This window comes from Streptomyces sp. P9-A2 (assembly GCF_036634175.1).
Lineage (GTDB): Bacteria > Actinomycetota > Actinomycetes > Streptomycetales > Streptomycetaceae > Streptomyces > Streptomyces pratens.
On sequence record NZ_JAZIFX010000001.1, the window covers coordinates 2,865,383 to 2,879,179 of the forward strand.

4 protein-coding genes and 2 pseudogenes are annotated in these 13,797 nt (G+C 68.6%); all 6 read right to left on the reverse strand.

What is annotated here, in order from left to right; translation table 11 throughout:
• Nucleotides 1-283: 283 nt before the first annotated feature.
• A pseudogene (locus V4Y04_RS13010) lies at nucleotides 284-1,229 on the reverse strand (RHS repeat-associated core domain-containing protein); the annotation flags it as partial.
• 117 nt (nucleotides 1,230-1,346) lie between these two features.
• Nucleotides 1,347-2,099 (reverse strand): annotated as a pseudogene (locus tag V4Y04_RS13015) (transposase family protein).
• Nucleotides 2,100-2,664: 565 nt separating this feature from the next.
• Complete coding sequence (locus tag V4Y04_RS13020; protein WP_443080007.1) at nucleotides 2,665-8,931, reverse strand: DNRLRE domain-containing protein; 6,267 nt, start codon at nucleotides 8,929-8,931, stop codon at nucleotides 2,665-2,667.
• An 806-nt stretch (nucleotides 8,932-9,737) separates the two neighbouring features.
• Nucleotides 9,738-11,054, reverse strand: a complete 1,317-nt coding sequence (locus tag V4Y04_RS13025; RefSeq protein ID WP_332427868.1) for an MFS transporter — start codon at nucleotides 11,052-11,054, stop codon at nucleotides 9,738-9,740.
• Between the two features lie 79 nt (nucleotides 11,055-11,133).
• Entirely contained in the window at nucleotides 11,134-12,819 is a 1,686-nt protein-coding gene (locus V4Y04_RS13030) for a thiamine pyrophosphate-binding protein (protein WP_332427869.1), read from the reverse strand.
• Nucleotides 12,816-13,796: an agmatinase gene (gene speB, locus V4Y04_RS13035; RefSeq protein WP_332427870.1), complete on the reverse strand. Its 981-nt coding sequence runs from the start codon at nucleotides 13,794-13,796 to the stop codon at nucleotides 12,816-12,818. The genes V4Y04_RS13030 and speB overlap by 4 nt, the downstream gene beginning before the upstream one ends.
• Between the last annotated feature and the right edge of the window lies 1 nt (nucleotide 13,797).

Below are 13,797 nucleotides of genomic sequence, written 5' to 3' on the forward strand. Positions count from 1 at the left end.
GACGGAACTCCTTCTTAAAGTATTCTATCGCAGATTGCTCTGCCGACTTTCCCGGGATTTTACTCTTTCCCCTGACGAAGCTCGGGGCGTCGGTGGCTCTTTCCTTCCCGGACTTCTTTGACGCCTTCGCCCACAGGATTTTGACTTGCTTGACGGCCCAGGCCTTACCCTTCAGCCAGATGAGGGCGGCGATGCCGATGACGGCTCCGACACCGATGATGGCGAGCACCGTTCCAGCGCTCACGCCTAGCCCCGCTGCGCCGACGAGTGCCAGGGCGGTCATGCGTCCGTCGAGGTCGAGCATGTTGACCGGGTCGCCGCACACGTAGTCGTAGCTGTTGCAGCTGCCACCCGCCACGGGGTCGACGGACAGGAATCTCCCCTTGGCGGGGTCGTACAGCCGGACGCCCATCAGAGTCAGCCCCGTGACGCTCTCACTGGAGCGCTGATAACCGCCGAGCCAGCCATAACGGGCTTCGGACTGACCACCCCTGGAGTTTCCGTACTCATCGACGTCCAGGGCCGTGGGCGCCTCGCTGGTGTCCAGAGAGAGCAGGAGACTGACGTCTCCACGGATGTTGGTGAGTTGGAGGACTGTTCCACCAGCCTTGGCGGTGGTGGCAGTCAGCCGGCCGTCGAGGCCGGTGACATTGCGCGTCAATACGCCGGTGGCTGCCTCTTCGGTTATCCAGCGGGGGCTGTCGTCGTCGCTGTCGTAGTGGTTGACCTTGGAGCCGGTCTGGGTCCAGGTGGAGCCGCTGCCGGTTTCGGTCTTCCAGGAACGGAAGCGCAGGTTGGCGTCAAGTTGCCAGGTTTGGCGCTTGCCGTTGGCGGTCTGCTGGTGGGCGACGTCGTTGGCAGGTACCGGTGCCGGTGCCGGTGGCGGCGGCGGTGCCGGTGCCGGTGGCGGCGGCGGCGGCGGCGGCGAACCAGTAGGTGGTCCCCCGGGTCGCGGCGTCCGTGCCGGTCGCGCCGGGCAGGAGTTGCTTGGTGACCCGCCCCTGGGCGTCGTGCTCCGTGGTCTCGGTGATGGCGAGACCACCGGGGTCCTTGACCGTCTTCGTCGGCAGGTCCTTAGCCCAGTCATAGACCATCTGCGTGGCACGCAGGTCACCGAGCACCGAGGGGTGCTCGGTGACCTGGGCCCCGGTGGTGGTCCTGGTGACCTGGTCCTTGACCTTGGCCGTGCCGTTGGTGGGCCGACTGGCGTCGTACTCGTTCACGGTCCAGCGCACCCCGCAGCGACACGCGACGTCCCCGAACCTCACCACGAGGACAAACCGGGGTGAACTGATCACCTCACCCGAGCAACGTCATGGCTGACGAATCGGGGTCAATGAGCTTCTTCAGCGTTGACGCTCCAGGGTGAGGATGGCCTTGGCGATTGACGTCATGCGGTTGGGGCTGCATCGGGACCTGCGGAAGATTCGCCAGGACTTCAGGTTCGCGACGCCGCGTTCGACGGGCGCTCGCGCTGCGGCCAGTGCCTGGTTGAGGGTCTTTTCGGTGGGGGTGAGTTCCCGCAGAGGCCTGCGCTTGATGCCGGTGGTCAGCCACGGGCCGGCGCCTTGATAGGCGAGATCGGCCAAGATGGGAACGCCCTGGCGCTCGCAGATCCGGATGATCCGGTGGGTGCGGGCTGGGGGAGGTCAGGTCGTGGGTGCGGCCCGGCAGGGCGGGCGAGAGCCACAGCAGTCGGCCTTCGGGGTCGGTGACGACCTGCACGTTCACGCCGTGGCGCCGGTGTTTGTGGGAGTAGTCGACCCGGCCGTCGCCGACCCGGTCGCACTCGGCGAGGGTGCCGTCGAGCAGGACGAAGTCGGGTTCGTGCTCGCGCAGCTTCTTCAGCAGACCCGGTGCACGTTCGGCGAGCAGGTCGACGACTGCGCTGGTATAAGCATGGGCGGTGGACTCGCTGATCCCGAACCCGGCGGCGATCTTCGCCAGAGTGGTGCGTCGCGCAGGTACACCAGTGCCACCATCGCGCGCTGAGACGGGCGGAGCTTGCATCGCCGGTCGCCCTCACGGGTGATGATCAGCATGGTGACCCACTCCACGAGTGCATGCGGCAGGTCGAGTACGGCAGGATGGCTGACCAACGAGGCCCCCGAGCAATGTGATTGAGACGTCAGACATCTCGATCAACAGCCCGGGGGCCTCGCTCGTTGCGCTTCACGGCCCATCACCGGATCGGTGGCCAACTCGAAGAAGCTCAATGATCCTGCCGACGGAGATTGCTCCTACGAACCACCTGTGAGAGGCGCATCGCGTCGGGCCTTCACAGAGGCGGCGATGTTCAGCCCCACGGACGTCAGGAGAAGTCCGATTCCTATGACATTCCTGATCCCGGCTGAATCTCCGGTCGCTCCGATCGCCAACGGCACGACGAAAACCAATCCGGCGGCGTAGACGGCAAGAAAACCCCAGCCACGCAACCGGACTCCATCAGCGCGCTTCCGGTCCCAGGGGGGGACCCAGCCGAGGATCATGGCCAATCCGATTGGTACCACCAAGGTCATGGCGGATAGGTAAAGCCAGTACAAAGTCCACTTCCCTGAGTCCATGCGATGGTGGGCGAGGGCGGGGGCTTCCTTCACAGCCCCCGTCCTCGCTCTACGTTTCCCGATGCTTCACCGGCGTATCTGTCCGGCAATCACCGGTCTGTCAGCACCTTCGGGTCCAGTGCCACACCCCTCCGATGGCTCCGAAAGGCGGGATGGCTCGCGCGGCAAACCCTACCGTCAGGCAGCGCTTGTGGTAGTTGGCCTTGGCGGCGGTCTTCTGCACCCATCCCGAGTAGGCCCCGGCGGCGAGGCCGAAGCCCACACCGAACGGCCCCATCAACATGACGGCGCCCCAGACGAAACCGTAGAAGTAGTGGGCGCTTCTCCCGATCTTGGCTGTGTGACTTCTGTTGAAGTGGAAGTACACATTCGATTTGAAAGTTGTGATGCCCCAGTTCCGCGTGGTCCACGCGTTGATCACGAGACGGCCCCAGGCGTAGTACCTGGTCTTGTTCCAGCTGTACCGGCCGTCCAGATCGTATCGGTTGACGGGGTCGGCGCTCGCGTACTCGTAGGCGTTGTCGTTACCTCCGTAGACAGGGTCGGCGGAAAGGAACCGGCCCGTCTGCGAGTTGTAAAGACGCACTCCCATGAGGGTGAGACCGGTGGGCGTCTCGGCGGATCGTTGGTGGGAACCAAGCCATCCGTACCGGACAGCTGTCCCCTCCGACCGCGTGTTCCCGTACTCGTCCGCGTCCAGGGCCGTCGGCGCATCGCCAGCGGTCAACGGAAGCAGCAGTGCGACGCCTCCATGGACGGTGGTCAACTGGAGCACGGTGTTCCCGGTCCTGCCGGTCACGGCAGCCAGCCCCCCGGACAGGGACTGAACATTGCGGGTCAGCACCCCGGTGGCGGTGTCCTCGACGATCCAGCGGGGACTGTCGCCGTCACCGTCATAGTGGTTGCGCCTAGACGCGGTCTGGGTCCAGGTGGTGCCACTGCCGGTCTCGGCCGTCCAGGAGCGGAAGCGCAGTGCGGCATCCAGGTTCCAGGTCTGGCGCTTGCCGTTCGCGGTCTGCTGGCGGACGAGGTCGTTGGCGTAGTAACTCATGGTGCCGTTGCCTGGCGCGGCGGTGGTGCGGCCGAATGCGTCGTAGGTGTAGCCGGAGTCGACGATGCGGTCGGCGCTGTCATAGGTGTGGCTGGTAGTGGTGCCTCCGGTGGTGGCGCAGTCGAGTCCGGGTGCGGCTGTCGTCGTGGTGAGCGACTTGCGGTTGGTGCGCGCGTCGAAGGTGTAGGCGCGGCGTGCGCACACCGTTTCAAAGGTGTCCTCGACGGTGGTCAGCCGGCCGACGGCGTCGTAGCGGTAAGCCTGGTCGGACCAACCCGCGTGCGTGGTGTTCTGCCCGTGGACGGACTCGGTCACCGTGTCTGAGTAGACGATCGTGCCGTCGCTGTCACGGGTATAGGTACGATCCGTGGTCGTTCCGGTGCTGTCCTCGGTGACTGTGAGGGTGTAGCCACCGGGCAGCTTCTCGGTGGCTACCGAGCCGTCCGCGTTGTAGGTGGCGGAGAAGGCGCCGGCGACGGAGTCGGTGGTCCTGGTGGCCAGGCCCCGGGGTTCGGCCGTGTGGTCGTAGGTGTAGGTGACGGTGGAGGGGACGGTGTCGGTGACCTTGACCGGGCGGTCGAGCAGGTCGTACTCGGTAGTGGTCTTCCCGCCGTCGGCATCCGTGTATGAGATCAACCGGCCAAGTCGGTCCAGCTGCCGGGTGATCGTTCCGCCGGTCGGGGAGACGGTTCTGACGGCGCTCCCGGTGTCCGGGTCGTACTCGGTGGTGGACTCGGGCACCGCCTGCCCGACCCCACCGGTGATCTTCATCGTGGTGGGGCGGCCCGCCGCGTCGTACGAGACGGATGTGGTGCGGGTGGCTCCGTTAGCGGTCTCGGTGACCTTGGCGGAATCGCCCCACTGCGTGTACTCGGTGGTGATGGTCGGCAGCTGCGTCGGGTTGCTCCCGCCGCCGGTGACCGTACCACCGGGACCGACCGAGCAGACCAGATCGGCCCACTCCGGACGCCCGGCGCAGGCGCCGGTACCCGTCGCGGACCAGTAGGTGGTGACTCGGGTCGCGGCGTCGGTGCCGGTCGCTCCGGGCAGGAGCTGCTTGGTAACGCGGCCCTGGGCGTCGTACTCAGTGGTCTCTGTGATCGCCAGGCTTCCGGGGTCCTTGACCGTCTTCGTCGGTAGCCCCTTGACCCAGTCGTAGACGGTCTGCACCGCCCGGATCTCGCCGTGGGCGGTGGGGTGCTCACGCACCTGGGCACCCATGATGACCTTGGTGATCTGGTCCTTGACCGTGGCGGTGCCGTCGGTCGGGCGCCCTGCGTCGTACTCGTTGACCGTCCAGGTGCGCGCGGTCACCGGGGTGCCGGAGGACACCAGGGTGGTGGCGCCGGACTTCAAATCGGCGGTCAGGTCGACGCGGCGCAGCGGGCCGAATTCCTCCACCTTTCGGGTGCCGGTCGCGTTGTAGACGGACCGGGTGGCGAGCAGATCGGCGCGCTCGGCACCGGTGAGTTGGGCGATGCCCAGGTCGGCCTGGACGGCCCGGTCACCGGCGGTGATCCCCAGAGCAACAGCCCGGTTGCCGGCCGACAGCTCCCGGAGAACGTTGCCGAACCGGTCGTACTCCGTGGTGGTGATGTTCTTGCCCGGGTCAATGGTGTTCACCTGCTGACCGGAGGCGTTGAAGTAGCTCACCGAGGCTCTGCGGTAGTCACCGGCTGCCAGGCTGGTGCCCGCGTGTGAAGCCGGAATCACGTCCGCCGGGAAGATGGCCGTCGCGTCGGTCGGGGCATCCAGTTGACCCCAACCCTTCACGTTTGCCACTCCCATGGCGTGCGGGGCCTGGTTGCCGGTCAATGGAACACCGTAGACGATAGAAGTGACGGCGCTGCCTTCAACCTCATTGACGGTACCGGCCTTGAGACCTTGCCGGGACGCCTTCAACAGCATCCCATCACCCGAGACCGTACCGGCCCCGGCATTGCCGTAGCTGAACGTCCACGGCAGCTCACCAGGCGGGGTGAGCTTGGTGACCCGACCGTCTGCGTCGTACTCGTACTGGGCCTTCAGCGCGGGGCTGATCTGCGGGTTCCACGTCTGGCGCATTCGGCCGGTGGCGTCGTAGGCGTAGGTCTGCACCGCGCTGGAGACGGCGTTCGCCGCGCCCGGGGCAGTGGACCACAACCGGATCTCCTTCACCTGGCCCGCGTAGTCACCGAGGATGTCGCCGGTGGCGGTGGTGGATGTGGCGTAGACGAACTCCATGACCCGGCACCCCTTGGTGGCGGGGGCGGTTTCGCAGGCAGCCGCGTTGGCCGCCGAGGTCGGGGCAATGATCCGCTTGGGGCGGGCCAGCTTCTTGCTGTCGACGGTCACCGTCTCGGAGACCACGGTGGTCGTGGAGTTGGTCAGGCCGTCGCGAAGAATGCTGGAGACCTGCCAGGCAGTTGCAGCCGCGTCAGCCTTCTTGAACGTCGTCACTGTGCCGTCGTTGTCAGCAAGGGTGAACGAACTCGTGACGCTGCCTTGGAGAGTCAGATGCTCCAACCCGGGCTCGGGTATCCAGCCGGTCTTCGCCGCGTTGGCGGTGAAGTGCTGCTCAGTGCCTTCGGATCCCACGAGCACAACAGCCGTGGCCGAGGTGCTGCGCAGGTGGGAGTAGTCGGACTCGCCAACCTCCGCAGCCACGCCGCTGACCCACTCCTTACCGAAGATGGGGATCTGTCCGTCCTGCTTCGCCCCCTTGTCCGGGACGCGGGAAGAGGAGGTCCGGGACACCGACATGCCCAGAGCCGAGGCGTCAGTGCCTGAGAGTTCGTAGTCACCGGTGATTGGATTCACCATGCCCGGGCCGATCTCGGTCGCGGATGCTCCGTCGGCGTTGCGGTCCACGACGACGGTCAGCGGTTCGGTGGATCCGGTGGCGGAGCTGGGGCCGGTGAAGTCGGCCTTGAGCTGTACCGAACCGTCGGGGTCGACGGTGTCGGTGGCGTTCCAGACCAGCGGCGCGTTCCTGCCGCCAGTCATCGGGACCGGCCAGGCAGTCAGCGGGGTGCCGCCGGAGGCCACGTGGCCGGCGGGAATCCGCACCCACGGGTCGGCCTCGGAGCGGCGCCAGGAGAAGGAGACCTTGTCGTACTTGTCGGCATCGGCCTCAGCGACCAGGGGTAGGCGGCGCGCGGTGCGCTCACCCTCGCCGGGCTGGATGAACCCGCCGGGTCCGGCATGGAAGATGTAGTCGATGGCCTCCGACTTGTTGTCGGCCTTGTCGACGGCCTGCACCTGCAGGGTGTGGGTGCCGTCCTTGGGCGGGGTGATCGACAGGGCCTTGGCCGTGCTCGCGCCGCCGGTGGAGACCTTGGTCCAGGTCACACCGTCCAGCGACCACTCCAGCCAGTGGTGGTCACCGCCGGCGGGCGGGGTGACGGTGAACGTGCCGGCCTGCCCAGTGCCCTTGACCCACTTGTCCGACGGATAGTCCGTGGAGACGATCTTCGTCGGCGCGGACGGCGCCTTGGCATCGACGGTGAAGGTCTTCCACGCCGACCAGCCGTTGTTGTAGTGCGCACCGTCATAGGGGGAGGTGCGGAACTTGTACGTCTTGCCGTCCGCGAGCACCCCGGAGGGGACGGTGACGGAGGCGACCTGCCCGGAGGGCACGTACTTCGAGACGAGGACGTTGCCGACCTGGGTGTCGGTGGCGTTGTCGAAGATCTGGAAGGTGCCGTTGACCTTGTCGCCGTCGGCGTCGACGAAGGTGTCCCGCAGGGTCGGGGTGAGAGTGTTCACCGTGTAGGCGCCGGAATAGGAGAAGTACGGCGGGCCGGCTTCCTGCTTGGTGCCGGTGCGCGGCCGGTAGTTGTAGGTGACCACCAGCTTCGGCGGGTTCGTGGCCGCGTTGGCGGAGTTGACGCGCTTCCACTGCGCCACGACCGACTCGTCGGTGGCGCGGATGCCCATGTGGCCGCGGGTGGCCTTGGCCGAGGCCCACTCCTGCGCCAGCGTGGTCACGTCGGCGTTGATCCAGCCGTCGGGCTGGCTGGTGCACGAGGTGTTGCCGCGGGTCTCGGTGGAGGTGGCCTTCTTCGCCGTCATGACCGGCCGGTTGGTCCACCGGCTGGAGGTGGACGCCGCGGGCGAGGACCACACCTCCCACGGGTAGGCCTTGCAGTCGGCGTTGTTGCCGGAGTGGAAGTTCCACAGGCTCAGCTTGGCGTCCAGGACGAGGGCGTCCTGGACCGGCGTGGTGTTCCAGGTGATGAAGGACTGTGCGGTACGCGGAGTGCCGTCGGCGTTCTTGGTGCCCGGGTTGCCGAAGTCCAGCTCCACGTCGGTGGACCAGTCGACGGTCTCGCCCTGCTGCACGTAGGTGTCGAAGACATTGCCCAGCGAGGAGGTGGACGGGTCGATGGTGACCGGGTACTTGGTGGCCGAGTCAGTGAGGAAGTCCGCGTCCGGGGTGATCACCAGGTCGACGGAGGCGCCCTTCTGCACCACCTTCATGCCGACCCGGGCCTTGCGGGTGTGCTCGCCGGAGCGCTGGTCGACGGTGGAGTCCCACATCACCGGTGCGGGCATCACCGCCCGCTTCTTGTTCTTCTTGTCGGTGAACAACACACTGCCGTCGGCGAGTTGCTTCGCCTTCAGGCCCTTGGCCTTCAGCGGCAGCGTGTAGGAGTAGTCACCGGTTTCGGGGCGCTGCTTGAGTTCGACGTACTGCTCGAAGCCGGTCCGGGTGGCCTCCACGACCACGTCCGCGCCCGGCACGGCGTTGACGTACTCCGCCCGGGTGCCGTCCAGCTTCGGCTCGGGCAGACCACCCTTCCACTGCAGGGTGATCTGCTGATCACCCTCACCCAGGGTCACCAGGTCGGTGGCCTTGGCCTGCTGAGCGGCCTTCAGCGACTTCGCCGGGGTCCCGGACCTCCCGGCCAGGCGCAGCCCACCCGGGTGCGCTACGGGCTCGACCGCCCCGTCGTCGCCCCGGACGAGATCCAGGTCCACCTCGCGCCACCGCCCGGTGGCCTCGTCCGTGAACCGAACGGGCCCGGCGGTGAGTTCCGTGGTGAGGGAGCCGTCCTTGTTCACCCAGGTCGTCGAGGTCTCGGTACGTTCCGAGAGCGCCTCCACGCGCTTGCCCGACAACCGGGCCGCGACGCGCGCCGACGGGAGGTCCGCGGCCTGAGTGGCTGCCGCACTCTTCGGCTTCTTGGGATTCTGCGGTGCGGCGAGGGCCGTGGAGTGCGTTCCGTCAAGGAGCGCGACGGAAAGGGCCAGGGACAAGCTCCCCACTATCAAGCACGTGCTCGCCCTGGACCAAGGGCGTCTGCGTCGATGGTGCGCATGGTTGCGAATCATCCAGATTCTCCGGTTTTTTCCACTTCACGAATACGCCACATCTGTGACGTGTTCATGAAGCTAGCCGGAGCGAAAAGAGAGCAAAGGCGGCAAGCGGGAGGCAAAAGGATCTTGCTCCATCAGATCAAGACCATGATCTTTATCACTCAAGGCGCCCACCCGAATACGTTTAGTACCCCATCAGCGGTTCGTGTCCTGAGCTGCGTTTTCGATAGTGGCAGCGGCGGCGATGACCTGGTGGTTTCTTCTCCAGGCAGACCGGTTCAGCGCGTGGGTGACGGGCTTGTGGTCGACTCGCGGGCGGGGCGGGAGAAGTATCCAGGAGGCGCCGGATCTCTGCCACGGTGAGCGGGACGGAGGCTGATTCGTTTCTGCGGCCCCTTTTGCGGCCTCGCCGCCGGCCTGGGCGGCGAGTACGGCCAGGCCGGCACGGGCGAACATGGCCAGGATGATGTGCCGGCACCAGCCGATGTAGCGGCATATCGTGCTCGCCCACCCCTTCCTTGCGGTGATGGCCGTGCAGGAGAGCGAAAAAGGGGTGGCCAGGCCGACACACTCGACCTCGTGGACCTGACACCAGCCGACATCAGTGGTCTGCCGGCAGCTGAACCTCGCCGCCATCCTGCAGGCCGCGACTACGCCGTGCACTGGTCCCGATGGCGACGCCGCCACCAGGTACGTGCCCGACCTTGTCATTGCATGCGGCGCGGGCTACCCGCTGGTGGGATGGCCGGCCCCAGACCGCCCCGCATGTCACGTCCCCGCCACACTCCCCACCGCCAGGCCACTGAAGTCCGGCTGGAGTGCTAAGCCCTCTCCGAACCAACCGGCCCTGTGACCTGGGGCGATCGGGCGCGGAGCACGAAGGGGCGGGAGAGGACGGTGACGGCGACGGAGAGGGTGGCCAGGGCGGTGATCGTGGGGCCGGGGCCGAGGTACAGGGCGATGCCGCCGGCGATCGCGGCGCCGATGCCCTGCCAGGTCATCCGGCCGGCGGACTCCACACCCTGGACCTGGCCGCGGACCGGGTCCGGGGTCAGCGCGAGAAGCTGTTCCTGGAGCGGCAGGGTGGCGGCGAACCCCGCACTGGCCACGAACACCGCGACCGCCGCCACCCAAGTGGGCGGGCTCGCGGCGAACAGCAGGTACGGCACGGCGAGCAGCAGCCGCAGGGCGAACGCGCAGCGGCGTCGCCGGTCGGCGGTGAGCAGTCGCCCGACGGTCAGGTCTCCGAGGAGCATGCCGGCCGAGCCGGCGGCCAGGAGGACGCCGGCGTGCTCCGGGTCATAGGAGATGAACAGCGCCTCGCAGCCGACGATCAGGCCGTTGGGAACCCACAGGTTCAGCAGCAGCGCGCGCCTGCCGGGGTGGGAGAAGAGCTCGGCGTTGGTCGCCCAGGTCCGGCGCAGTCCTGAACTCGGTCCGGAACGCGGTCCGGGACGGGCGCCGGAGCGGGCGCCGGGACGGCCCGGGTCGGCCGGGCGGGTCGAGTACTCCCGGACGGTCGTCGCCACGGCGACCAGCCCGAGTCCGGTCAGGACGGCGGCGACGACGAAGACCTCGTACGGGCTCAGATACCGCAGCAGCAGGGCGCCTACGGCGAAGCCGAGGACGGCCGTGCCGCCCGAGGTGATGTTCATCAGCGACCGGGCGAGCGCGTACGCGGAGGCCGGCACGACTTCGGCGAGCAGCCCCATCCGCGCTCCGGTGCCGAGGGACTGGAAGAACCCCAGTACCAGGAGGAGTCCGAACCGGGCGGCCAGGGGCAGCCCCGGAATCGCCTGCGCGGCCACGCCTGCCAGGGAGACGCACTGGAGCATGACCAGGATGCGGCGAGGGCGTTTCCCGTCCGCGACCGACATCAGTGTCAGCGCGCCGAGCACGGTCGCGAACGTGGCGCCGTACATGCTCACGGCCGTCAGGAACGGGGACCGGGTCCGGTCGTTGACCAGCGTGCCGAGCGCGAAGCCCGACAGGGTGCTCGCGGCGACCGTCAGTGTGAGGCCGGCGTACAGGCCGGCGAACTCACGGTTGCGGAGCAGAGCACGGTAGCCGGTGGCGGGAGGCACGGTGGGTGGGGAAGCGGACGCGGAAGGGGGCGCGGAGGCGTCGTCGGAAGGCATGAAAAAAGCCTCCGAGCGTGCCCGCTGGGCGCCGGAGGCCAACTAGCACAGTTTAACAGGGAGTTCGGTCGGCAGCCGCTCAATTCAGGTGCGTCGGTGCGAACATCCGCAGGACCGCGGGAAGGACGACCACGGACGGGCCCGGGGTGGTCAGGGCCGCCGCCAGGTCGCGTTCCAGCGTATCGGGGGTGGTGCGTACCGCCGGGACGCCGAAGGATTCGGCGAGGGTGACGAAGTCCGGGCCGGTCAGGTCGGTGGCCGTGGGTTCGCCGTAGGCGTCGGTCATGTACTGGCGCAGGATGCCGTAGCCGCCGTCGTCGACGATGAGCCAGGTGACGTCGAGGTGGTGCTGACGGGCGGTGGCCAGTTCGGCGACGGAGTACAGGGCGCCGCCGTCCCCGGAGACCGCGAGGACCGGGCGGGTGGGGTCGGCGACCGCCGCGCCGAGGGCGGCCGGGAGGCCGTAGCCGAGGCCGCCGGCGCCCTGGGCGGAGTGCAGCTGGTTGGGGCCCTTGGCGTCGAAGGCGGACCAGGCCCAGTAGGCCAGGATCGTCATGTCCCAGAAGGACGGCGCGTCGTCGGGCAGGGCGCGGCGGACGGACGCCAGCACCTCCTGTTCCAGGGTGAGGTCCTGGGCGGCGATGCGTTCGGCGACCTTCGACAGCAGGGTGCGGACGCGTTCCGGTGCCGTCGTGTCCTCGCGTGGCTCCGCCGTCTCCAGCAGGGCCTGGAGTGCGAGGCGCGCGTCCGCGTGGATGCCGAGTGCCGGGTGGTTGGACTCCAGCTTGCCGAGGTCGGCCTCGATCTGGACGATCCGGCCGCGCGGTGTGAACGTGTGGTAGTTCGAGGAGAGTTCGCCCAGTCCCGAGCCCACGACCAGGAGTACGTCGGCGTCCTCGAGGAAGTCCGTCGTGTGCCGGTCCTCCAGCCAGGACCGCAACGACAGCGGATGCGTCCAGGGGAAGGCCCCCTTGCCGCCGGGCGTCGTCACGACCGGTGCCTGGATCAGCTCGGCGAGCTGCCGCAGCTTGCCCGAGGCGTCGGAGCGGATCACTCCCCCGCCCGCGATGATCGCCGGGCGCTCCGCGTGCGAAAGCAGGTGGGCGGCGAGCGCGGTCAGTTCGGGGCGCGGGGGCAGTTCGTCGGGGGTGGCGTCCATGGCCGTCACGACCGGCAGGGCCGTCGGGGCGTCCAGCACGTCCTGCGGGATCTCCACCCACACGGGACCGTGCGGCACCGTCAGCGCCGACTGCCAGGCCGCCGTGATCGCCGACGGGATCTGGGAGGCGGCGCGCACGGTATGGACGGACTTGACCACGCCCCGGAACGAGGCCGCCTGGTCGGGCAGTTCGTGCAGATAGCCGTGCCGGCCGCCGCCCAGCCCCGCCGTCGGCACCTGGCTGCCGATCGCCAGGACGGGGGCGGACGCGGCGGCGGCCTCCTGGAGCGCGGGCAGCGCGGTCAGCGCGCCCGGCCCGGTCGACAGCAGCAGCGGGGCCGCCTCACCGGTGACGCGGCCGTACGCGTCCGCCGCGAAGGCGGCGTTGTTCTCCACCCGCAGGCCGACGTACCTGAGGCCCGAGCGGCGCAGGGCGTCGAACATGCCGAGCGCGTGCTGGCCGGGCAGCCCGAAGACGGTGGTCGCGCCGAGGCCGGCCAGGGTCTCCACGACCAGGTCCCCGCCGGTGCGGCCGGGAGGCGGGTTCAGCGCGGCCTCCGTCTGGGCCGGGGTCGGGCGGAGCACCAGGTCGTGGTCGTGGGTCACTTGCCCTCGTTCTCCTTACGGGCCGCTGCGATCTGGCGGGACATGATCGTGGTCAGCTCGTACGCCGTGTGGGAGGCGGCGATCGAGGTGATCTCCGCGTGATCGTACGCGGGGGCCACCTCGACAAGGTCCGCCGAGACCAGGTTGCAGGAGGCCAGCCCGCGCAGGATCTCGAGGAGTTCGCGGGAGGTCAGGCCGCCGGCCTCGGGGGTTCCGGTGCCGGGGGCGTGCGCCGGGTCCAGGCAGTCGATGTCGATGGAGATGTACAGCGGGCGGTCGCCGATGCGCTGCCTCAGCTGGTCGGCGACCTCGTCGGCGCCCCGGCGGTAGACGTCCGCCGAGGTGACGATGCCGAAGCCCATCTTCTCGTCGTCGGTGAGGTCCTGCCTGCCGTAGAGCGGACCGCGGATGCCGACGTGGGAGAGGGCGGAGGTGTCGAGGATGCCCTCCTCCACGGCCCGGCGGAACGGGGTGCCGTGCGTGTACTCGGCGCCGAAGTAGGTGTCCCAGGTGTCCAGGTGGGCGTCGAAGTGGAGCAGTGCGACCGGGCCGTGCTTCTTCGCGACCGAGCGGAGCAGCGGCAGGGCGATGGTGTGGTCGCCGCCGAGGGTCATCAGGCGGGCGCCGGTGCCGAGCAGGTCGTCGGCGGCGGCCTCGACGGTCTCGACGGCCTCGTTGATGTCGAACGGGTTGACGGCGATGTCGCCGCCGTCCGCGACCTGGGCGAGGGCGAAGGGGGAGGCGTCCTGCGCCGGGTTGTAGGGGCGCAGCAGCCGGGACGCCTCACGGATGGCGTTGCCGCCGAAGCGGGCGCCCGGCCGGTAGGAGACGCCCGAGTCGAACGGCACGCCCACCACGGCGATGTCCGTGCGGCCGACCTCGTCGAGGCGGGGCAGTCGGGCGAAGGTCGCGGGGCCCGCGTACCGGGGGACGCGGGAGGAGTCGACGGGCCCGCGGGGCGTCTCGTTGCTGCTCATG

What these genes read in the sequence shown, in the direction of transcription:
- V4Y04_RS13020 (WP_443080007.1), bottom strand. Translation starts at nt 8,931, where the DNA reads ATGATTCGCAACCATGCGCACCATCGACGCAGACGCCCTTGGTCCAGG.
- V4Y04_RS13025 (WP_332427868.1), bottom strand. Translation starts at nt 11,054, where the DNA reads ATGCCTTCCGACGACGCCTCCGCGCCCCCTTCCGCGTCCGCTTCCCCA.
- speB (WP_332427870.1), bottom strand. Translation starts at nt 13,796, where the DNA reads ATGAGCAGCAACGAGACGCCCCGCGGGCCCGTCGACTCCTCCCGCGTC.